Genomic DNA, 20,978 nt, shown 5'->3' on the forward strand with positions numbered 1-20,978 from the left:
CGCTGGATTATGTCGATCCCGGTTCGCGCCTGAAGGCGCTCCTATAGCAGGGTGTCGAACGCCCGCTGCATCGCGGCGTGCGCGGCGAGGAACAGCCAGGCGGCAGCGGCGATGGCGGCGACTCCCTGCAACGCCAGCCAGATCGTCGCCCATGCGGGCAGGCGCGCGCCGGTGCGCGGATCCTGCGCCACCTGGGTCCCGGCGATGCGATCGTGCAGGGCCTGGCGCCGCGGCGGCACCAGCGCCAGCAGGTGGCCGATGTTGAGCGTGATCCAGGACAGCGCGCCGGCGAGGTGCCGCGCGGCCGCCCGTGCGATGCCGATGCGCGTCCCGCGCGCATCCACCACGCGCAGCCCGAGCGCGCGCTTGCCGGGCGTGGCCTGCCACGCCGAGGCTTCGAATGCCGCGAACCAGGCCAGCGCCAGCAGCGCGGCCAGCAGCAGCGGCGGGAACACGGTGGCGGCGAGGGCATCGGAGAGCGCGGCGATCGCGGCGCGCTGGCGCGGATCGTCCAGCCAGGCGCGTGCGAGATCCAGTGGCGTCGCGCCGTGCAGCAGCAGGTCGGCCATGGCCTGCGCCATCGACCGTGCGATCGCGTCGAGCGCGGCGGCGATGCGCGCGACGCCGTCCCGGACGCGCGTGAAGCACAGCAGCAGCGCCAGCGCCAGCAGCAATGAAATGTCCAGCGACCACGCCGCGTAGCGCCGCAGGAACGCGGCCGGCGCCACGGACAGTCCCGGCGCCGTCGTCGTCACGCGTCGTCGGTATCGATATCGGGATCGGGCTTCGGTGCCACCATGCGCGCGGCAATGATTCCCGCCTCGTACAGCAGGCACATCGGGATCGCGAGCATCAACTGCGAGACCACGTCGGGCGGGGTGATGATCGCCGCCAGCACGAACATGCCGACCACCGCATAGCCGCGCCATTCGCGCAGCTGCGCCGGCGTCACCCAGCCCAGCAGCACCAGGATCACCAGCGCCACCGGCAGTTCGAAGCTGAGGCCGAAGGCGAGGAAAATCACCAGCACGAAGTTCAGGTAGGCGTTGATGTCGGTCATCATCGCCACGCCCTCGGGCGTGACCGCGGTGAGGAAGCCGAACACCATCGGCAGCACCAGGAAGAACGCGAAGGCGCAGCCGGCGTAGAACAGCGCCACCGCCGAGACCAGCAACGGCAGCGCCAGCTTCTTCTCGCGCCGGTACAGTCCCGGCGCGACGAAGGCCCAGGCCTGGTACAGCAGCCACGGCATGGTCAGCATCACCGCGGCGAAGAACGCCAGCTTGAGCGGCGCGAAGAACGGCGAGGCGACTTCCACCGCGATCAGCTGTGCCCCCTCGGGCAGCTTGTCCAGCAGCGGTTGCGCGAACCAGCCGTAGAGCCGGTTGGCGAACGGCAGCAGCGCCACCAGCGCTATCCCCAGCGCGACGATCGCGCGCAACAGGCGCGTGCGCAGCTCGACCAGATGCTCGATCAGGCTGCTGCCGCCGTCGTCGTGCTCAGCGCTGGCGGCCATCGTCCGTGTCCGTGTCGTCGCGCCTGCCGGCGAGCAGGTCGGGCTGGTGCGGTGTCTCGTCGCGCGGCGGTGATCGCGTTTCCGCTTGCGGCGCATCCGGTTGTGGCGCATCGCGTTGCGGTGTTTCGGGTGCGGCCAACGCCGCCGCGGTCGTCGCCTCCGTCACGGCGGTCGCGTCCTGGTCCGCCAGGCCGGGGCTGGCCTGGCGCCGCAGGCTCTCGATCTCGCGCCGCGCCTCGGCCTCGGCGGCGCGCACCTTGGCCTGCACCTCGGCCTCGGTCTCCTGCATCGTCCGCTGCAGGCCGGCGGCGGCCTGCTTGGCATCGTGCAGGCTGCGTTTGAGCTCCTCGGCCGCCAGTTCGCGCTCCAGCTCGGATTTCACCGAGACCCACTGCGCGCGCGCGCGCCGCACCCACAGCCCGGCGAAGCGCGCGGCCTTGGGCAGGCGCTCGGGACCGAGCACGACCAGTGCGACCACCGCGACCAGCAGCAGTTCGGTGAAGCCGATGTCGAACATGGCGGCGACCGCGGATCCGCGGCCTCAGCGCGAGACGGTGTCGTCCTGCCGGGGCTTGCCCGACACGGTGTCTTCGCGCTCCTGTGGCTGCGACGACTGGTGATCGAGCTCGCCGGTCGGCTTGTCGTCGTCGGCGATGCCCTTCTTGAAGCCCTTCACCGCCTCACCGAGGTCGCGGCCGGCGCCGCGCAGGCGCTTGGTGCCGAACACCAGCAGCACCACGACCAGCACGATCAGCCAATGCCAGATGCTGAAACTACCCATTGCCTGTTCCCGGGGAAACGTGAGGAACGCTCAGGATACTCCACGCCGGCCGACGCGGCCCGAACGGATTCCCCACCCTGTGGCAGGAGCGCCTTCAGGCGCGAGGCCCGTCTTCCCTGGTCATGTGTCCCCGATACCCGATAAAAGCATCGCGCGCCTGAAGGCGCTCCTACGGGTGCGCCGGAGGTTTCGCGTGCGGCGCCGAATCAGGGCGTTTCCGGCAGCGGTTCGACCATGGCGGGGTTGTCTTCCACGGGCTCGAACGGCTGTGGCTGCGGATCGGTCGCCGGCGCGCTGGACAACGGGGCGGTGGCGGCATCCGCTGGCGCCAGGGTGGCGGTGGCGGGCGGGGCCGGCGACTGTCCATCCGTGCCCCGCGTCGCGCGCGCCGCGGCCGTGGCTTCCTCCAGCTGGTCGCGGAACGCCACCACCGCGTCGGAGGGCGGCCGCTGCGCGCGACCCTCGAAGATCATGCGCGGCGTGGTGCTGGCACCGTAGACCTCGCGGTTGGCGTCGTTGTCGATCTGCAGGACCGCGCCATCCAGGGCCACGCCCGCGAACAGGCCACGCGCCCGCGACCACGACCAGATCTCGGCCTTGAGCTGCCCGTCGGTGGCGGCTGCGGCGTTGCGGCCCACCGGACCGGCCGCCACGCCGGCATCGGCGCCGAGCGTGACCTTGCCGTTGACGATCGATTCCAGGCTGCGGTCGTTGCGGAACACCAGCACCACGTCGGACGACTGCACGCCGGCCTGGAAGCCGATGCTGCCACCGGTGATCTTGACGAAGCTGGGGCTGGACCAGGTGCCGTCGGGAGACTTCACCGACAGCAGCCCGTGGCCGCGGCGACCGCCGAGCACCAGGCCGACCTTGAGCGTATCGGGGATGACGACGATCGCCCGCGCCTCGTCGAGCAGCTTGTCGGGGATCGCCGATTCGGGGATCGCCTGCACCTCAGTCAGCACCCGCAGCGCGTTCTGCGCGCGCGCGTCCTCCTCCGGGCCGGCGACCGCGCCGCCGGTGGCCAGCGACAGGGCCAGCAAAAAGGCGATCGACATCCTGCTCGGCGTACGGGTCGGACGGGAACGATGCATCTGCAACTCCGGGGGCTTGGACACCGCGTCGCGGCGACGGCTCAGGCTAGTGACGGGGCGATGAATCGCGGATGAGTTGTGCGGATGGAGCGCTGCATCGTGGCGGGTGCCGGTGCCAAGTGCGGCGCAGCCTGCCATCCTATGGCGATGACGACCTCCGCCCCTGCACCCGATACCGCTGTGCTCCTGGTCAACCTCGGCACGCCGGAGGCGCCGACGGCCCAGGCGGTGAAGCGCTATCTGGGCGAATTCCTCTCCGATCCGTTCGTGGTGCAGATCCCGAAGCTGCTGTGGTGGCCGCTGCTCTACGGCGTGATCCTGCCGCTGCGCTCGAAGCGGGTGGCGAAGAAGTACGCGCAGATCTGGATGGAAGGCGGTTCGCCGCTCGGCGTGCACACGCGGCGGCTGGCGGCGGCGCTGCAGCCGCGGCTGCCGGAGGTCGCGGTGGCGCACGCGATGCGCTACGGCGAGCCGGCGCTGCCCGCGCGCCTGCGCGAACTGCGCGCGCGCGGCGTGCGCCGGGTGCTGGTGCTGCCGCTGTACCCGCAGTACTCGTCCACCACCACCGGCACCGTGGCCGCGCTGGTCGAAGCCACCCCCAGTGCGCCGGCCGCGCGCGTGGTGCGCGAATACGCCACCGACCCGGGGTGGGTCGCCGCGATCGCCGATGCCATCCGCGCGCACTGGCAGGCCAACGGCCGCGGCGAGCGGCTGCTGTTCTCGTTCCACGGCCTGCCGCAGCGGCTGGTGGACGCGGGCGATCCCTACCAGGCGCAGTGCGAGGCCAGCACCGCGGAGATCGTGCGCGCGCTGGGACTGGCGCCCGAGGAGTACCTGCTCGCCTATCAGTCGCGCTTCGGTCGCGAGCGCTGGCTGGGGCCGGCCACCGACGACACCCTGCGCGCGCTGGCCGCCGAGGGCGTGCGCGAGGTCGACGTGGTCTGCCCGGGCTTCGCCGCCGATTGCCTGGAGACGCTGGAGGAAATCGCGATGGAGAACGCCACGCTGTTCGTCGAGGCCGGTGGTAGCGCGATGCGCTACATCCCCTGCCTCAACGACGCCCCGGCGCATGCCGACGCGCTGGCCGCGCTGGTGCGGCGCGAGCTCGCCGCGTGGCCGGACGCCGGGGCCTGATGCGCGAAACCACCCTCGAGATTCCGCTCGGGCGCCTGCACGGCCTGCGCCAGGGCGACCCGGGCCAGCCGCGCGTGCTCGCCCTGCACGGCTGGCTCGACAACGCCGCCAGCTTCGTGCCGCTGGCCGCGCACCTGCATGGCATCGAGCTGGTGGCGATCGACCTGCCGGGACACGGCCGCAGCGCGCACCTGCCGCCGGGCGCCGACTACTCGTTCGCCGCTGCCGTGCACAGCGTGCTCGACGCCGCCGATGCGCTGGGCTGGGAGCGCTTCGCCCTGCTCGGCCACTCGATGGGCGCGGGCATCGCCAGCCTGGTGGCGGCGGCTTGCCCGCAGCGGGTCGAGCGCCTGGTCGCGATCGAAGCGCTCGGCGCGCTGCCCGACATCCCGGAGAACACGGTGCGGCGCCTGCGCGACGCCGTCGCCGCCGGACGCGCCCTGGCGGGCAAGCGCCTGCGTGTGTTCACCGACCTCGAAACGCCGGTGCGCGCGCGCACGCTGGCGCTGACCGGCGCGATGGACGAGGCCGCGGCGCGGTTGCTGGTCGAACGCGGCGTGCGCGAGGTGCTGGTGGACGACGCGCGCAGGGGCTGGGAATGGAGCAGCGACCCGCGGCTGACCCTGCCGACCATGCTGCGCATGACCGAAGCCCAGGTGCGCGCCCTGATCGCCGGGATCGAATGCCCGACACGGGTGATCCATGCCGATCCGCCCCAGCCCTACCTGCCCGAACCACGGCGCAGCGAGCACGCGGCCCTGCTGCCGCGTGGCGAACTGGTGGTGCTGCCGGGCGGGCACCACCTGCACATGGAGCAGCCGCAGGCGGTGGCCGCGGCGATCGGGGACTTCCTGGCGCGGCGCGACTAAGGCGGGGCGCGCGGGGCCGGGCGCAGGACGGGAGCCCGGTCGCCGGGGGCCCGTGACACGTTCCGACCGCCCGGCTACTGCCGGCGCTGCCGCAACTGCAGGCCGACGATCACCCGCTCGTCGCCGTTGTTGCGGTTGAACGACAGCGTCGCGCTGCGGGCGCCGTCGCCGCCGTCCTTCTCGAAGGCCAGCATCGCGGTGTCGACGGAGTGTTGCGCCGCGAGGGTCTGGTTCCAGCCCCGTGCCTGCATCGCGTCGCGCGCAGCGACGAACAACGACCCGACTTCGCCCGGCGCGCTCAGGCTGAGCACGCTCACGTCCTGCAGGTCCATCACGCTGTTCACGCGGTAGCCGTGCGGCAGGTAGACATCGTCCGGGAAGTGCGCGGGCAGGGCCAGCGAATCGGCGCCCGGCAGGGCGCGGGCGGTCCCGTGTCCCGACGGTGCCGTGTCCGCGGCGTCGGCGTATCCCCGGGTGGCGCGTTCGATGGCCGTTTCCGCGATCGAATTGCCGGCCCGCTGGCACCCGGGCAGCGCCAAGGCCACGGCCAGCACGGCCGCGCACAGGCGGGCACCACGGTTCCGGACAATGCTCATCGCACCCCCTCTGCGCCCTGGGGCAGGCGCCTCGGGTCATGGCGGTTAACGGCGAGGACGTGGCAGGGCGGCCACTCGCGACGGGCCGCGCCCCCAAAACACCAACCGTCGCATGCTCGCGGAACGCGCCGCCGCGCGCGGGGGATGGGGAACAGCCGTGCGGGGCTTCAGCCCAGCAGGGTGTGCAGCGCCGCCTTGAGTCGCCGTCCTTCGGCGTGAAAATACGTGCGCTCGTCACGCCGCGCCCCCGAACACCAACCATGGCATGCTCGTGGAACGCGCTGCCGCGCGCGGGGATGGGGAACAGCCGTGCGGGGCTTCAACCCAGCAGGGTGTGCAGCGCCGCCTTGAGTCGCCGTCCCTCGGCGTGGAAGTAGGTGCGCTCGTCACGCCGCGCCCCCGAACACCAACCGTCGCATGCTCGCGGAACGCGCCGCCGCGCGCGGGGGATGGGGAACAGCCGCGCGGGGCTTCAGCCCAGCAGGGTGTGCAGCGCCGCCTTGAGTCGCCGTCCCTCGGCGTGGAAGTAGGTGCGCTCGTCACGCCAATCCGGACACCTGGCCTCCACCTCCCGCCAGAACGCCCTCGAATGGTCGGCATGCACCAGATGGCACAACTCGTGCACCAGCACGTAGCGGAACGCCGACGGACGTCCGAGCACCAGCGCCAGGTCCAGGGTCAGGGTGCCGTCAGGGGCCAGCGAACCCCACTGCGAGGACAGCACCCGCAGCCGGATCCGCGCCGGCGGCCGCGGCAGCCCCGGCAGGTAGGTGGGCAGCCAGCGGCCGATGTCGGTGCGGGCCTCGGCTTCGTAGAAGTCGCGCAGCGCCCGGCCGATCGCCGCGCTGCCGGCGCGCGCCGGCAACTGCATCGTCGCCGCATCACCCTCGCGGACCACGCGCGCGACCCGCCCGGCTTCCCAGTGCAGCGCCAGGCGTTCGCCGCGCAGCGGCAGCACGCCCGCTTCCCCCGGCACCAGGGGCAGGGCGTCGCCAGGCAGACGCGCCATCTGGTCAGTCAGCCAATCGCGGTGTTCGTGCAGGAAGCGTTCGCCCGACACCAGGCTCGCCCGCATCGGCAGGGTCAGTCGCGCGCCGCGCTCGCCCACGCTCAGGCGCAGGCGCTTGGCGCGCGGATCGCGCACCCGCAGCACGTCGATGCGGCGGCCGTCGGCCAATACGAAGGCGACGGTGTCGCGCTGCAGCCCCGACGGCTTGCGGGGTGCGGGAGGCGACAGTCGGAACAGGGACAGCATGCGCGGATGCTAGCGGTTGCGGGCGCGTTGCACACGCGCGGCGCAGAACGCGGCGTGCGCCGGTGGCTCCTCCTCGATCGCCCGCGGTGCGATCGAGGTCGCGCGCCGGGGATTCACGCGTCCGCCTTCGACAGCTTCAGCGCCTTCTCCAGCACCGTGAACAGTCGCGCGAACTCGGCGGCCATCAGCGCGAAGCGCGCGTCGAGTTCGGCGCGCACGTCCTCGCGCTCGGTCGATTCGAGCTGGTCGACCGCGCCATCGAGCAGCTTGAACTTGCGCACCACCAGGTCTTCACCGAGCACGAACGAGACATGGTCGTCGAGGGTGAGCGCCAGCCGCGTGACCTGCTTGCCCGATTCGAGGTGCTTGGTGATCTCGTCGCTCTGCAGTTCCTGGCGCTGGCACTTCACTACCGCGCCATGCTCGGCCGGATCCTTGAGCTCGCATTCCTCGCCCAGCGACAGGCCCTCGGGCAGCGGGTCGCCGGCGATCCAGCCGGTCAGCACGTTGCGCGGCGCGACTTCCGCGTTGAGCGGCAGCGCCGGGAAGCTGCCCAGCGCGTGGCGGATTTCCGAAACCACCGCCTCGCCGGCCTTGCGGCTGGAGGTGTCGACCGCGCACACGCCGTGGTCGAGGTCGAGCAGGGCGTCGGTGCGCGAGGGCCGCACGAAGGCGCGCGGCAGCAGTTCGTGCACCAGGTCGTCCTTCATCTGCTTGCGCATCCGGCTGCCGGGCCGGCGGCCCTGCTTCTCCTCCACTTCGGCCAGGCGCTTGGCGAGCATGTCGTTGACCACCGATGAAGGCAGCAGCCGGTCCTCGCCGCCGACGGTGAGCCAGATCGCAACGCCGATGCGGTGCGAGAGCGCCTCGCCCTCGCGCCCGAACGGCGAGACGAAGCCGCGCGAGGACAGCTCCAGCGCACCGACCGGCTTGAGCGGGTGGTCGGCGAGCAGTTCATCGAGTTTCGTGAGGTCGAGCGAGGTGGGGAAACGGAACAGCGTGAGGTTGCGGAAGAACATTCGGGAGGCCGGGAGTGGGGGAGGGGGTCAAAACGGGGAATCGGGAATCGGGAATCGGGCGGAACGCGGTGCGGCCATCGCGCCGAAGCCGTCATCCCCGCGAAGGCGGGGATCGATCTGGATGCCCGTGCGGCGCATGGCTGGCGGTCCGCCGGTCCGCACCGACCGCCGATGCATCACCCGCGCCCCGCGGCGTGGCGCACACCTTCCCGCCTGCGCGGGAATCGAGCCGGTGAGCTTCGGGCACGTCAGTCCCCGCCGCGATCGCCGGCCGCGGCCGCGGGTGGTTCGCCCGTCAGCCACGCGTGCGCGTCCGGCTGCGCGGCGCCATCGCGGCGGCCCAGCGAGAGGAAGTCGAACAGCTTCGGATCGCCGAGTTGCGACGGGCGGATGTCGCCCAGGGCGCGGGCGATGGTCTCGATCCGGCCGGGCGTGTCGCGTTCCCATTGCCGCATCATCAGGCCGACCTGCCTGCGCTGCAGGTTCTCCTGCGAGCCGCACAGGTTGCAGGGGATGATCGGGAACGCCTTCGCCTGCGAGTACGCGGCGATGTCGTCCTCGCGCACGTAGGCCAGCGGGCGGATCACCACGTGGCGGCCGTCGTCCGAGAGCAGCTTCGGCGGCATGCCCGAGAGCTTGGCGTGGAAGAACAGGTTGAGGAAGAACGTGGCGACCAGATCGTCGCGGTGGTGGCCCAGGGCGATCCTGGTGATGCCGTTTTCCGCCGCCCACGTGTACAGCGCGCCGCGCCGCAGCCGCGAGCACAGCGAGCACATGGTCTTGCCTTCCGGAATCACCCGGCTGACCACCGAGTAGGTGTCCTGTTCGATGATGTGGAAATCCACGCCGAGCGAGCGCAGGTAGTCGGGCAGCACGTGTTCCGGGAAACCGGGCTGCTTCTGGTCGAGGTTGACCGCGACGATCGAGAACGATACCGGCGCCTTGCGCTGCAGCTGCAGCAGGATGTCGAGCAGGGTGTAGCTGTCCTTGCCGCCGGACAGGCACACCATCACCTTGTCGCCGTCCTCGATCATGCCGAAGTCGGCGATCGCCCTGCCCACATGGTGGCGCAGGCGCTTGGCCAGCTTGTGGACCTCGTGCGCCTCTCGCCGGTCGGCGTGGCGCAGGGTCGGCGTCGGCAGGGGAAGCACGGTGCTCATGGCGCGATTTTACCGGTGCCTGCCCTGCCACGGCTGCCCGGATCGGCGATGGGACGCGTTTCGCCGTCTTTCTTGATCGGAATCAACACGTTCCTGCACGCAGCGGAGCACACTGGGCCTTCCCCAGCGTTGGAGCACGAAATGGACAAGACCATGAAAGCCGCGGTGGTGCGCGCCTTCGACCAGCCACTGGCGATCGAGGAAGTGGACGTGCCGCGCCCGGGCGCAGGCCAGGTGCTGATGAAGGTGGCCGCCTGCGGCGTCTGCCACACCGACCTGCATGCCGCGCAGGGCGACTGGCCGGTGAAACCCAGCCCGCCGTTCATCCCCGGCCACGAGGGCGTGGGCCATGTGGTCGCGGTCGGCGACGGCGTGGTCCATGTGAAGGAGGGCGACCGCATCGGCGTGCCGTGGCTGCATTCGGCCTGCGGGTTCTGCACCCACTGCCTCGGTGGCTGGGAAACCCTGTGCGAGTCGCAACAGAACACGGGCTATTCGGTCAACGGCAGCTTCGCCGAATACGTGCTGGCCGATGCCGGTTACGTCGGCCACCTGCCGGACGGCATCGGCTTCGTCGAGATCGCGCCGGTGCTGTGCGCCGGCGTGACCGTCTACAAGGGCCTGAAGGTCACCAACACGCGGCCCGGCGACTGGGTCGCGATCTCCGGCATCGGCGGCCTCGGCCACATGGCCGTGCAGTATGCGAAGGCGATGGGCCTGAACGTCGCCGCGGTGGACGTGGACGACGCCAAGCTGCGGCTGGCCGAGCGCCTCGGCGCCACGGTCACGGTCAACGCCCGCGACACCGATCCGGCGGCGTTCGTGAAGAAGGAAATCGGCGGCGCGCACGGCGTGCTGGTCACCGCGGTCTCGCGCGGCGCCTTCGCCCAGGCCACGGGTATGCTGCGGCGGGGCGGGACGATGTCGCTGGTGGGGCTGCCGCCGGGCGATTTTCCGCTCGACATCTTCGGCATGGTGCTCAACGGCATCACCGTGCGCGGCTCGATCGTCGGCACCCGGCTCGACCTCCAGGAATCGCTGGAATTCGCGGCGCACGGCAAGGTCCGGGCGACCGTGGCCGCGGACCGGCTGGAGAACATCAACGACATCTTCGCGCGCATGCACAAGGGCGAGATCGAGGGCCGCATCGTGCTGGACATGGCGGCATGACCGGAACGCGACGGCACCGGTCCCGCCCCGTTGCATACATCGGTTCGTTCGACCCGACACGCGTGGCCAGCGCGTCCGCCGGCAGCCGTCCCGCCGCGCCGCCGTGCCACGCGGGCGTGTAAGCTTTGGTCACGATGCAGCCCGCCGATCCCGCCGAACTTTCCCGCAAGCTGGCCGACCTGCGGCTGGAGCATCGCGACCTCGATACCGCCATCGCCACCCTGCAGGCGACCATCGTCAGCGACGAACTGACCATCAAGCGCCTGAAGAAGCGCAAGCTCCAGCTCAAGGACGCGATCGCCCGCCTGGAAAGCGCGCTGATCCCCGACGAGCCCGCGTAGCGCCGGTCCGGGATCCGCGATCCCGGGCGTGGGACTGCCCGCCTATGCCGCCGCGTCCTGCTCCGGTTTCACCGCTTCCGGACTGACCTTCTCGATGGTGTGCCGCAGTTCTCGGCCGAGGATCACCTTCGCGTCCTTGGCCCACGATTCCAGCCGCTGGTCGAACACCAGCTTGCTGTTCTGGTCGAGCCTGACCAGCTCCAGCTCGCGCAGTTTCTGGATGAAGCCGCGGAACAGGCTCTTGTCGAAGAACTCCGGCGCGGCCGGTGCGTACAGCAGGCTCAGGCGCTGCGCGGCGAGCTGGCACAGGCTCTCGAGTTCGCCGGCGCCGAGCGTCCCGGGACCATTCTTGGCCAGCACCGAGATCGCGATGTAGTAGCGCTCGAACGCCTGCTGCAGCGGATGGCCCAGCGCGCGCAGGCGGAACACCTCGTCGGACTGGCCGGCGTTGCGCGCCAGGATGCCGCCGTCGTCCTCGCTGGCGCGCTCGAGCAGGCCCTCGCGCACGAACACCTCGATGGTGCGGTCGATGCGCGCCGCGAAGCCGTCCTCGTCCCACGGCAGGAACAGCTCGCCCTGCAGGAACGGATAGACCGCGCGGCCGATGCGCAGCAGCGTGTTGCGCGACATCCGCCGGTTGTGCTGGAAGCAGCAGGCGATCCAGGCCGAGGCGGTGAACAGGTGCAGCACGTTGTTGCGGAAGTAGCTCAGCAGCACCGCGTCGTCGTCGCCGACGCTGAACACGTCGCCGAGCGGATGCGCCACCCTGCGCAGCACGCCGATCTCCTCGCCGTGGGCGACGATCTCGCGCGGCGAATGCGGCGTCACCGTCACCCGCTCCGAGTACGGCACCTCGGCCAGCAGGGTCTTCGACAGCTCGATCTGCGCCAGCAGGTCGCCTTCGCCCATCGCGTGCTTGGGCGTGGACAGCAGCGCCAGCGCCAGCAGGTTGATCGGATTCACGTCGGCGGCGCGGTTGATGTTGACCTGGATGTGCTGCGCGGCCGCATCGACCGTGTGCGACAGCCAGTCGGGCTTGTCCTCGTCGTCGAGCGGTCGGCCGTCCCATTCGGTCGCGTGCTCGGCGAGCAGGGCGGCGAGCGGGATCGGTTCGCCGAAGTTCACCACCACCTGGCCGTAGTTCTGCCGCAGCACCTTCGGGATGCTCCACAGCAGCGCCCAGATCGACTCCTTCTCCTTGGGCTTGCCGCTGAGCTCGTCGAGATAGCTGTTGCCCTCCATCAGCTTCTCGTAGCCGATATACACCGGCTGGAACAGCACCGGACGCGAGGGCTGGCGCAGGTAGGCGCGCAGCGTCATCGCGATCATGCCGCCCTTGGGCTGCAGCAGCCGGCCGGTGCGCGAACGCCCGCCCTCGACGAAGTACTCGATCGAATAGCCGCCGGCGATCAGCTGCGCCACGTACTCGGCCAGCACCGCCGAGTACAGCGCCGAGCCCCGGATCGAGCGGCGGATGAAGAACGCGCCGCCGCGGCGCAGCAGCGGGCCGATCACCGGCAGGTTGAGGTTGATCCCGGCGACGATGTGCGGCGGCACGATGCCCTTGGTGTAGAGCAGGTAGCTCAGCAGCAGGTAGTCCATGTGGCTGCGGTGGCTGGGCACGTAGACCACCTCGTTGCCCGGGGCCACCGCCTTGAGCTGGTCGAGGTGGTGGACCAGCACGCCGCGGTAGATCCGGTTCCACACCGCCGTCAGCAGGAACGAGGCCGAGCGCACCACCGGGTGCGAGTAGTCGGCGGCGATCTCGTAGGCCATCGCGTGCGCGGCCTTCCACGCCTCCTCGGGCGAGCTGCCGTCGCGGCGGGCCTTGTCGGCGATCGCCTCCTTGACCGGTTGCGAGGCCAGCACCTTGTCGATCAGCAGGCGCCGGGTCGACAGGTCGGGGCCGATGATCGCCTCGCGCAGGCGGTTGAAATGGGTGCGCAGGACGCGCGAGAGCTTGCGCACCGTGCGCTCGGGGGGCAGGTCCTCGGCCAGCAGGTCGCGGATGCTCACCGGCGCGGCGAACTGCACCAGGGTGTCGCGGCCGTTGAGCAGGATCGACAGCAGCCGGCGGAAACGGCCGACGATCGCCCAGTTCTCCGAGAACAGCACCGAGAACCAGCCGCTGGCCTTGTCCGGCGAGCGGCCGACGAAGATCGACACCGGCACCAGTTGCACGTCCAGCGCCGGATCTTCGCGGTGCGCGTCGAGCAGGCGCGCCAGCGATTCGGAATGGGTCTTCTTCGGCGGCGCCTGGCCGGTGGCCAGCGCCAGGGCGCCGCCGGCATTGCGACGCGACAGCGCCACGTAGGCGCGCTTGCGTCCGAGCGGGTCGCCCGGCAGCGGTCGCAGCGGCCCCGGCATGCCGGTCTCGCGGCAGGCGCGGTCGAGGATCAGCGCGTTCGACAGCCCGTAGTCCTCGAGCACGTAGCAGACCGGACGCGGGTCGACCAGGTCCGGCGGCAACTGCGGTTCGATCTTCAGCGCGATCCAGGGCCGGAGCACCCAGCCGGCCAGCTTCGCCCACCACGGCCGCCCGCTTTGCAGCGCCACGACGTGCGGCGGCGGCAGGCCTGGTGCGCGCGAGCGGGACGCGTCGCCCGGAGAGGCGCCGTCGCCATCGGGGGGCGGGCCGGCCTCGAACAGGTTCGGTTGGGTGGGCATCGTTCGCATTATGCCCAAGCGTGGACCCGTCCCCGCATGGATCGAGCCCGTCAGGGATGTCAAGAAAGCCTGAACGGATCTCCCTCAACCGCCCTGAAAACGTGATGCGCATCAGCAAGAGGCGACGACACGGCTTGCGGAGTTTTACGGTTTGTTTACAACCAGCGGATCGCACGAGGGGGCGTGCGGTCTTCCGGTTGTTCCGCTTGCGTTTCCTTCAAGGAGAGATCGATGTCGCCCCAACGCCACCCGCTGACCGCCTCCGTGCGGCTGTGCCTGCTGCTGTCCGCCCTTCCGCTGTGTGCCGCCGCGCAGGACGCGCCCGACCCCGAGCCCGGCGCCCGCACCCTCGACACCGTCCAGGTCACCGGCACCCGCATCCGCCGCGCCGAGATGGAGGGCCAGGTGCCGGTGCAGGTGCTGACCCGCGAGGACATCGACCGCAGCGGCTTCTCCTCGGTGGCCGAGGTGGTGCAGAACCTCACCGCCAGCGGTGCGGCGCTCAATACCAAGTTCAACTCCTCGGGCAACTTCGGCTTCCCGCCGGACGGCGGCGGCGTCGGCGCCGGCGCGGCCACGGTGGACCTGCGCCACCTCGGCGCCAAGCGCGTGCTGGTGCTGGTGGACGGGATCCGCTGGGTCAACGAATCCTCGGCGTCGGGCGTGGGCTCGGCGGTCGACCTCAACACCATCCCGTTGTCGATCATCGAGCGCATCGAGGTGCTGGAGGACGGCGCCTCGTCGATCTACGGCTCCGACGCGATCGCCGGCGTGGTCAACATCATCACCCGCAAGGACGTGGACGGGGCCAGCGTGCAGCTGCATTACGGCGACTACTCCGACCTCGCCGGCGGCGACACCTGGGGTGTGGACCTGGGCTGGGGCGGCAGCAGCGAACGCGCGCGCTGGTTCGTGGGCGCGTCGTACTTCCGGCAGGACGAGATTTCCTCGATCGAATACGGCCCGGCCGGCGTGCCCGTTCCCGGGACCGGGCTGGCGAACGGCAGTTCGGCGACGCCGCACGGACGCTTCGTGTTCCAGGACCCGAACACCGGCACCGTCTACAACATCACCCCCAACACGGGCGCCACCGATCCGGTCTACCTCGGCGGGCAACCGGCGTGCCCCAGCGAACGCAGCGACGACTTCCACTGCTTCACCACCGCCGACCGCTTCAACTTCTCACCCTACAACCTGCTGCTCACGCCCTCCGAGCGCAAGTCGGTGTTCGGCCAGGCGCAGTTCGACTTCACCCCGACCCTCGGCGGCTACGTGCGCGTGCTCTACAACGAGCGCGAGTCCGCCAACCAGGCCGCCCCGGAACCGTTCTTCCTCGGCACCGATGCCGGCGTCTACAACGAATGGGCCGAAACCCGGCTGGTGATCTCCGCGGCGAACCCGTACAACCCGTTCGGCTTCGACCTGACCACGATGGGCGATGCGCCGAACCTGTTCCTGCTCGGTCGTCGGCCGGTCGAAGGCGGCCCGCGCCGCTTCGAGCAGGACGTCGAGACATGGTACGCCTCGGCCGGCCTCAACGGCCTGTTCGACGTCGGCGCGAGGTCCTGGAACTGGGATGTCAACCTCATGCGCAGCGAGAGCAAGGCCGACCAGACCAACTACGGCAGCTACAACATCCGCCGCATCAACGAGGCGCTCGGCGACCCCGCCGCCTGCGCCGCGATCGGCGGCTGCGTGCCGCTCGACCTGTTCGGCGGCCCGGGCACGATCACGCCGGAGATGCTGGCCTGGATCCAGCCGGTGGTGCGCGACCGCAGCAGCAACGCGCTGAGCCTGTTCTCCGCCAACCTCACCGGCGAGATGTTCGACGGCTGGGCCGGCGCGATCTCGTTCGCGGCCGGCGTCGAGTACCGCGAATACGAGGGCGAGTACCAGCCCGATCCGCTGACCGTGGCCGGCGAGTACAACGGGGTGCCCTCGGGCCCGACCAGCGGCGAGTACGACGTGCGCGAGGCCTATGTCGAGTTCCTGGTCCCGCTGATGCGCGACGGCTGGCTGGGCAAGAGCCTCGACCTCAGCCTCGCCAGCCGCTGGTCGGACTATTCGAACTTCGGCGGCACCAACACCGGCAAGATCGGCCTGCGCTGGCAGGTGGCCGACGAGTTCCTGCTGCGCGGCTCGTTCGCCGAGGGCTTCCGCGCGCCGTCGATCGGCGAGCTGTACGGCACCCTGAGCCGTTTCGACGCGACCCTGGTCGATCCCTGCAACAACGCCGCCTCGACCACGCCCGAATGCGTCGCCGACGGCGTTCCGCCCGGCTACGAGCAGACCAATCCGCAGATCTCGGTGATCACCTCCGGCAATGCCGAGCTGGAGCCGGAGACCAGCCGCAGCCTGATGCTGGGCGGCGTATGGAGCCCGTCGTTCGCCGATGCGGCGGCCTGGTCGGACCGGCTCGACCTGGGGATGACCTTCTACCGCCACACCATCGACGGCGCGATCCAGGCACTGGACGCGCAGACCGTCCTCAACCGCTGCATCTTCGGCCGCGATCCGGTCTCGTGCGGCCTCTATGAACGCAACGACCGCGGCCAGATCGTCCGCTTCGACAACATCCTCGGCAACGTCGGCACGATCCGCACCGACGGCTGGGATTTCGACGTCGGCTGGCGCCTGCCGGAACAGGCCTGGGGCCGCCTGGCCTTCGACTGGAAGACCACCTGGGTGACGAAGTACGAACTGGTCAACGAGGCCGGGCAGGCCGAACCGCGGGCGCCGGGGATCGAGATCAGCAACAGCGCGATCCCGGAACGCACCTCCACCCTGTCGGCGAACTGGAGCCGGGGCGGCTGGTCGGCGGCGTGGAGCGCGCGCTACATCGACCGGCTGACCGAATCGTGCGGCGGCGCCAACGGCTTCGACATCTGCGACGACAGCGCCAACGACACCAACGCCCTCGGTTCGACCACCTACCACGACGCCCAGCTGGCCTGGGCGCCCGAGGCGTGGATGAAGGACTTCCGCATCACCCTCGGGGTCAACAACGTCTTCGGCAAGGATCCGCCGATCTGCCTGAGCTGCTCGCTCAACGGTTACGACGCCTCGACCTACGACCTGCCGGGACGCTTCTGGTACGCACGGGTCGGTTTCGGGTTCTGACCGGCGAAGGGACGACGCGGCGACCGGGCGCAGGGACGCGCGCCGCTGCCGCCTCCGGCACCCTCCCCGCATGCCCTCGCAGGAGCGCCTTCAGGCGCGACGCTTTTCTCCCAAGGCAACGGCGTCGCGCCTGAAGGCGCTCCTACACTCCCATGCCGCCGCCGACCCCGCGACGGAAGATCGCGCTCAGCGCTGCAGCGCCGACTCCGGCACTTCCAGGTTCACCGACAGCGCAAGGTGGTCGGAGAACGCGGCGGGGACCGCGCGCAGGCCTTCGCAGCGCAGGGTATCGGTGACCAGGATGTGGTCGATCGCGCGCTGCGGTTTCCAGCTGGGGAAGGTGTGCACGGCGCAGGCGGGCGGCTGCAGGCGCGTGGTGCGGAACAGGTTGCCCATCTCCGGACAGTCGGCGACGCAGTTGAAATCGCCCATCAGTACCGCGTTGGGGAAATCCTGCAGCAGTTCGGCGATGAAATCGAGCTGCAGCCGGCGCGACTGTGCGCCCAGCGACAGGTGCGCGACCGCGACCGTCAGCCCCTCGCTGCCATTGCCGAAGTGCCCGAGCAGCACGCCGCGCCCGGAGATCCGGCCGGGCAGCGAATGGTCGACCACCTCCACCGGCTCGAGCCGGCTGAGCAGGCCGTTGGCGCTGGAGGCGACGCTGCCGACGCGTCGATTGGGCTGGTGGCTCCAGTAGTCGAAGCCGGCGCGTTCGGCCAGGTAGTGGGTCTGGTTGGTGAAGCCCGAGCGCCAGCTGCCCGGGTCGGTCTCCTGCAGGCCGACGATGTCGTGCTCGCCGGCGAGCTGCGCGATCGCGTCGAGCGAGGTTCGCTTGCCGCCCGCGGGCAGCACGTGCGACCAGCTGCGCGTGGCGTAGTCGCTGTAGCGCCGGGTGCTGGAGCCTGCCTGGATGTTCGCGCTGAGCAGCCTCAGCCGTTGCGTCGACATGCGATTGGGGACATCAGCCGCCGGCGCGCACCTGCGAGATCACGCGGTCGGTGTTCTCCAGCATCGTCTCGAAGTTGCGCGCCTTGATCCGGTAGCGGCCGTTGACGATCATCGTCGGGGTCGAGTTCGCGCGCTGCTGGGCGATGTACTGCTTGGCGCGGCCGAATTTCGCGTTCACGGTGAAGCTGGCCATGGTGCTGGCGAACTGCGCCGGGTCGGCGCCGTACTGGGCGTAGACCCTGGCGATGTCCTGCGCCGAATCGGTGCCGCGCTCGCCCTTGAGGCTGCGGTCGACGTGGATCGCCTTGAAGATGCCGTCGTGCGACTTGTCGGCGATGCCCATGGCCTCGGCGGTGTAGTAGGCGCGCACGAACGGGTCCCAGTTGCCGCCGAACGGCGCCGGCACGTAGGTGAAGCGCACGTCGGGCCCCAGCCGCGCCTTCCAGGTGTTGACCAGCGGCTGGAACATCGCGCACGCCGGGCAGACGTAGTTGAAGACCTCGACCACCTCGATCTTGCCGTCGAGCGGTTCGAACGGCTGTCCGCCCGGGATCAGGTCGTAGTGCTCGCCTTCGGTGGCGAACACGACCCCGCCCGCCGCAGGCGGGACGGGCGCTACCGGCGCCTGCGGCGCGTCGCCGGAGGCGGGGGGCTCGACCGGCTGCCCGGCGACGGCCTCGGCGGACGCTTCGTCGACAGGCGCGGCCGGGTCGAGCGCGGGCTCGTCGACGACGGTCTCGTCGGCGGCGGGCGCTTGCGCCACCGGTGCGGCGGCGGCCTCCTCCGGCGCCTGCGGCTGGCAGGCGGCCAGCAGCAGCCCCAGAGCGGCAGGCATCAGGACGAGGCGGGAGGCGGCACGAAGGTTCATCGGCAGGTTCCTGGAGCGTGGAGGGCGAAGCGTACAGCGCAGGCCGTGATGGGCGCTGCGCTCAGCGCGGAACTGCGCGTTCCATCGCGATCAGGCCATCGGCGATGCGCAGGCTGTCGCGCAGCGTGCGCGCCTGGACGCGGTACTTGCCGTTGATGATGAGGGTCGGGGTGCCCTGCAGGCCGCTGCGCACCGCGAACGCGCGTGCGGCGTTCATCTTTTCGTCAGTCGCCGGCGAACCCATCGCCGCGGCCACCTGCGCCGGGTCGAGTCCTTCCGAGGCCAGGAACGCCACCATCTCGCCGGTCGAGGCGCCTTGCGCCGGCAGGCTGCCCTCGCGATGGATCGCGTCGAACAGGCGCGGATGCAGTTCGGCGGCGCGCCCCAGCGCCTGCAGCGCGAAGTAGGCGCGTGCGTAGGCGTTGCCAGGATCGTAGGCCGCCGGCAGGTGATGCACCCGCACATCCTTGCCGGCGGCGCGTTTCCAGGCCGCGAGCATCGGCCGGAACTGGTCGCAGTGGCCGCAGGGGTAGGCGAAGACCTCGACGACCTCGATCGTGCCCGGCTCGGGCTTCCAGCGGGGCCCGTCCGGGATCCGGACATAGTCGGTGCCTTCCACCGGTGCCTGCGCCAGTGCCGACAGCGGCAGCAGCGCACACAGGCACAGGAGGAGCAGGCGGCGCAGCATGGCGGGACGCGAGCGGGCGGGTCGGGCGCGGACCGACGCGGGCGGACGGCGCGCCGGCGCCTGGCTCAGGAGTCCTGCGCGCCGGTATCGGGCGCCGGTTCCTCGGGGGTCTCGACGGTCGGCGCGGCGGGCACCGGCGCCGGCGCTGGCGCGGCCGTGCCGGCGGCCTCGATCGCGGCCAGGGTGGCGGCATCGGGACGCTCGTGCAGGCCCTGCAGGTAGCTGGCCAGGGCCTGGATCTCCTGGTCGGTCAGCGGTGCGGCGATCGTCGCCATGATGTCGAACAGGTGGCGATCCTGCTGGCTGGTCGTGCCGGCACGGTATTCCTGCAGACGGCGATCGACGTAGGCGGCTTCCTGCCCTGCGACGGCCGGGTAGGCCGGACCCGGGTTGCCGGCGCCGGAAGGGCCGTGGCAGGCCATGCAGGCCGGGATCCCGCGGGCACCGTCGCCGGCGCGGTAAAGCTGCTGGCCGATTTCGAAGAACTTCATGCCCTGGTAGCGGCCGTCGGCAACGACGGCGTCGTCGGCGATGCCGGCGCCGGCGGACTTGGTGGCGAAGAAGGCGCCGAGGTCGCGCATGTCCTGCGCCGACAGCGGCGCGGCGAACGGGATCATCGCCGCCGCCAGGCCGGTGTTGCGCTCGCCGCTCTTGAACAGCGCCAGCTGCTGGGCGACATAGCGCTCGCTCTGGCCGGCGATGCGCGGGTACGGCAGGCCCTCGGGCGGGTTGCCGTCGAGGCCGTGGCAGGCCGCGCAGGTGCCGGCCAGGGTCGCACCGCGCTCGGCGTCGCCGGCCTGGGTCTTGGCCAGGGCGGCCAGCGCACTGGCGTCCAGCGGCGCGACGTCGACCGGCGGGTTCTCCGGCAGCGGTTCGACGATGGACTGGGCGAACGCGACGGCGCCGGCCGCAAGGGCGACGAGACCGGCGAAACCGTAGGCGCGAGCGTGGCGCATTGGCTGGGCTCCGGAAAATCGGGGAGTGCGGCCCGGAACACGGAGCCGCAAGGCCGGGGATTATCGCGGCGCGCCACCGGGGCGGTCAAACCGCGCCCGCGCCGGCCCCGTGCGAAGCTATGCCGGCCCCGAGCCCCATGGACGCCGATGTCGAACCCGTTCGCGCGCGCCAGCTACCTGCTGGCCGCCCACACCCCGAAGCAGTTGCCGCCCGACGGCGGCGCCGAGGTCGCGTTCGCCGGCCGGTCCAACGCCGGCAAGTCCAGCGCGCTCAACGCCATGTGCCAGCAGAACGCGCTGGCGCGGGTGTCCAAGACCCCGGGACGGACCCAGCAGCTGGTGTATTTCGCGCTGCCGCCGCATGAGGGCAAGTACCTGGTCGACCTGCCCGGCTACGGCTACGCCAAGGTGCCGCTGGCCCTGCGCGAACACTGGCAGGCCTTCATCGACCAGTGGTTCCAGAACCGCTTCGCCCTGCGCGGGCTGGTGGTGGTGATGGACATCCGCCACCCGCTCAAGGACTACGACCTGCAGATGCTCGGCTACGCCGCGCGCCGCGGCCTGCCGGCGCACGCGCTGCTGACCAAGGCCGACAAGCTCTCGCGCGGCGCCGCCGGCAACACCGTCCAGACGGTGCGGCGGCAACTGGCGGCGGCGTACGGCGACAGCATCGGCGTGCAGGCGTTCTCGGGCGAAACCCGGGCCGGCGTCGACGAGCTGCGGGCGGTGGTCGCGGGCTGGCTGGAGCTGTAGCCACGCGGGAGTTGGCACCCGGCGGCGCCCGATTACGGATGTG

Annotated in this window: 20 protein-coding genes; 6 read left to right on the top strand and 14 right to left on the bottom strand. The window is 71.0% G+C overall.

The features are described from left to right. Positions 1 to 41 precede the first annotated feature (41 nt). The 5 genes from JMO03_RS12315 to JMO03_RS12335 form a co-directional block, all read right to left on the bottom strand. Positions 42 to 755 carry an RDD family protein gene (locus JMO03_RS12315; protein WP_202843712.1) on the bottom strand — a complete coding sequence of 238 codons (714 nt, stop codon included), beginning with the start codon at positions 753 to 755 and terminating at the stop codon, positions 42 to 44. Then, a complete protein-coding gene (gene tatC, locus JMO03_RS12320; RefSeq protein WP_202843714.1) occupies positions 752 to 1,516 on the bottom strand; it encodes a twin-arginine translocase subunit TatC in 765 nt (254 codons plus the stop codon). The genes JMO03_RS12315 and tatC overlap by 4 nt, the downstream gene beginning before the upstream one ends. After that, on the bottom strand, positions 1,500 to 2,033 hold the full coding sequence (gene tatB, locus JMO03_RS21170; protein ID WP_238346129.1) for a Sec-independent protein translocase protein TatB: 534 nt from the start codon (positions 2,031 to 2,033) through the stop codon (positions 1,500 to 1,502). Before tatB ends, tatC begins: the two co-directional genes overlap by 17 nt. Positions 2,034 to 2,057: 24 nt before the next feature. Then, the gene (tatA, locus tag JMO03_RS12330) at positions 2,058 to 2,297 is read right to left on the bottom strand and encodes a Sec-independent protein translocase subunit TatA (protein WP_202843716.1); all 240 of its coding nucleotides are present in this window, start codon (positions 2,295 to 2,297) and stop codon (positions 2,058 to 2,060) included. Positions 2,298 to 2,503: 206 nt separating this feature from the next. Then, positions 2,504 to 3,355 (bottom strand): lipid-binding SYLF domain-containing protein, encoded by an 852-nt coding sequence (locus tag JMO03_RS12335; protein ID WP_238346130.1) that lies wholly within the window; start codon positions 3,353 to 3,355, stop codon positions 2,504 to 2,506. A gap of 183 nt (positions 3,356 to 3,538) precedes the next feature. On the opposite strand from JMO03_RS12335, the gene hemH reads away from it, so the two are divergent. Beyond that, complete coding sequence (gene hemH / locus JMO03_RS12340) at positions 3,539 to 4,525, top strand: ferrochelatase (RefSeq protein WP_202843719.1); 987 nt, start codon at positions 3,539 to 3,541, stop codon at positions 4,523 to 4,525. Next, positions 4,525 to 5,394, top strand: coding sequence for an alpha/beta fold hydrolase (locus JMO03_RS12345; RefSeq protein WP_202843721.1), 870 nt, complete (start codon positions 4,525 to 4,527; stop codon positions 5,392 to 5,394). The genes hemH and JMO03_RS12345 overlap by 1 nt, the downstream gene beginning before the upstream one ends. A gap of 74 nt (positions 5,395 to 5,468) precedes the next feature. Here the strand turns inward: JMO03_RS12345 and JMO03_RS12350 are convergent, their stop codons facing one another. From JMO03_RS12350 to ttcA, 4 genes are all read right to left on the bottom strand, one after another. After that, on the bottom strand, positions 5,469 to 5,990 hold the full coding sequence (locus JMO03_RS12350; protein ID WP_202843722.1) for a hypothetical protein: 522 nt from the start codon (positions 5,988 to 5,990) through the stop codon (positions 5,469 to 5,471). A 472-nt stretch (positions 5,991 to 6,462) separates the two neighbouring features. Further along, positions 6,463 to 7,245: a M48 family metallopeptidase gene (locus JMO03_RS12355; RefSeq protein ID WP_202843723.1), complete on the bottom strand. Its 783-nt coding sequence runs from the start codon at positions 7,243 to 7,245 to the stop codon at positions 6,463 to 6,465. Positions 7,246 to 7,358: 113 nt separating this feature from the next. Continuing rightward, positions 7,359 to 8,264 (bottom strand): recombination-associated protein RdgC, encoded by a 906-nt coding sequence (locus JMO03_RS12360; protein ID WP_202843724.1) that lies wholly within the window; start codon positions 8,262 to 8,264, stop codon positions 7,359 to 7,361. 248 nt (positions 8,265 to 8,512) lie between these two features. Continuing rightward, a complete protein-coding gene (ttcA, locus tag JMO03_RS12365; RefSeq protein WP_202843726.1) occupies positions 8,513 to 9,424 on the bottom strand; it encodes a tRNA 2-thiocytidine(32) synthetase TtcA in 912 nt (303 codons plus the stop codon). Between the two features lie 141 nt (positions 9,425 to 9,565). On the opposite strand from ttcA, the gene adhP reads away from it, so the two are divergent. Both adhP and JMO03_RS12375 read left to right on the top strand, forming a co-directional pair. Next, positions 9,566 to 10,594: an alcohol dehydrogenase AdhP gene (adhP, locus tag JMO03_RS12370; RefSeq protein WP_202843727.1), complete on the top strand. Its 1,029-nt coding sequence runs from the start codon at positions 9,566 to 9,568 to the stop codon at positions 10,592 to 10,594. Between the two features lie 134 nt (positions 10,595 to 10,728). After that, positions 10,729 to 10,935 (top strand): YdcH family protein, encoded by a 207-nt coding sequence (locus JMO03_RS12375; protein ID WP_202843728.1) that lies wholly within the window; start codon positions 10,729 to 10,731, stop codon positions 10,933 to 10,935. A 42-nt stretch (positions 10,936 to 10,977) separates the two neighbouring features. On the opposite strand, the gene plsB is transcribed toward JMO03_RS12375, so the two are convergent. Beyond that, on the bottom strand, positions 10,978 to 13,611 hold the full coding sequence (gene plsB / locus JMO03_RS12380) for a glycerol-3-phosphate 1-O-acyltransferase PlsB (RefSeq protein WP_425491841.1): 2,634 nt from the start codon (positions 13,609 to 13,611) through the stop codon (positions 10,978 to 10,980). A gap of 222 nt (positions 13,612 to 13,833) precedes the next feature. Here plsB and JMO03_RS12385 point away from each other — a divergent pair, with 222 nt between their 5' ends. Then, complete coding sequence (locus tag JMO03_RS12385; protein WP_202843735.1) at positions 13,834 to 16,722, top strand: TonB-dependent receptor plug domain-containing protein; 2,889 nt, start codon at positions 13,834 to 13,836, stop codon at positions 16,720 to 16,722. A 186-nt stretch (positions 16,723 to 16,908) separates the two neighbouring features. Here the strand turns inward: JMO03_RS12385 and JMO03_RS12390 are convergent, their stop codons facing one another. From JMO03_RS12390 to JMO03_RS12405, 4 genes are all read right to left on the bottom strand, one after another. Beyond that, the gene (locus JMO03_RS12390; protein WP_202843738.1) at positions 16,909 to 17,670 is read right to left on the bottom strand and encodes an endonuclease/exonuclease/phosphatase family protein; all 762 of its coding nucleotides are present in this window, start codon (positions 17,668 to 17,670) and stop codon (positions 16,909 to 16,911) included. A gap of 13 nt (positions 17,671 to 17,683) precedes the next feature. Next, positions 17,684 to 18,538, bottom strand: a complete 855-nt coding sequence (locus JMO03_RS12395; protein ID WP_202843740.1) for a thiol:disulfide interchange protein DsbA/DsbL — start codon at positions 18,536 to 18,538, stop codon at positions 17,684 to 17,686. 61 nt (positions 18,539 to 18,599) lie between these two features. Continuing rightward, positions 18,600 to 19,226 carry a thiol:disulfide interchange protein DsbA/DsbL gene (locus JMO03_RS12400; protein WP_202843742.1) on the bottom strand — a complete coding sequence of 209 codons (627 nt, stop codon included), beginning with the start codon at positions 19,224 to 19,226 and terminating at the stop codon, positions 18,600 to 18,602. A gap of 65 nt (positions 19,227 to 19,291) precedes the next feature. Further along, complete coding sequence (locus JMO03_RS12405; protein ID WP_202843744.1) at positions 19,292 to 20,182, bottom strand: c-type cytochrome; 891 nt, start codon at positions 20,180 to 20,182, stop codon at positions 19,292 to 19,294. 147 nt (positions 20,183 to 20,329) lie between these two features. Between JMO03_RS12405 and yihA the strand changes: the two genes are divergently transcribed. Continuing rightward, entirely contained in the window at positions 20,330 to 20,935 is a 606-nt protein-coding gene (yihA, locus tag JMO03_RS12410; RefSeq protein WP_202843746.1) for a ribosome biogenesis GTP-binding protein YihA/YsxC, read from the top strand. Positions 20,936 to 20,978: the final 43 nt, after the last annotated feature.

It is taken from the genome of Luteimonas saliphila (assembly GCF_016774335.1).
Taxonomy (GTDB): domain Bacteria; phylum Pseudomonadota; class Gammaproteobacteria; order Xanthomonadales; family Xanthomonadaceae; genus Luteimonas; species Luteimonas saliphila.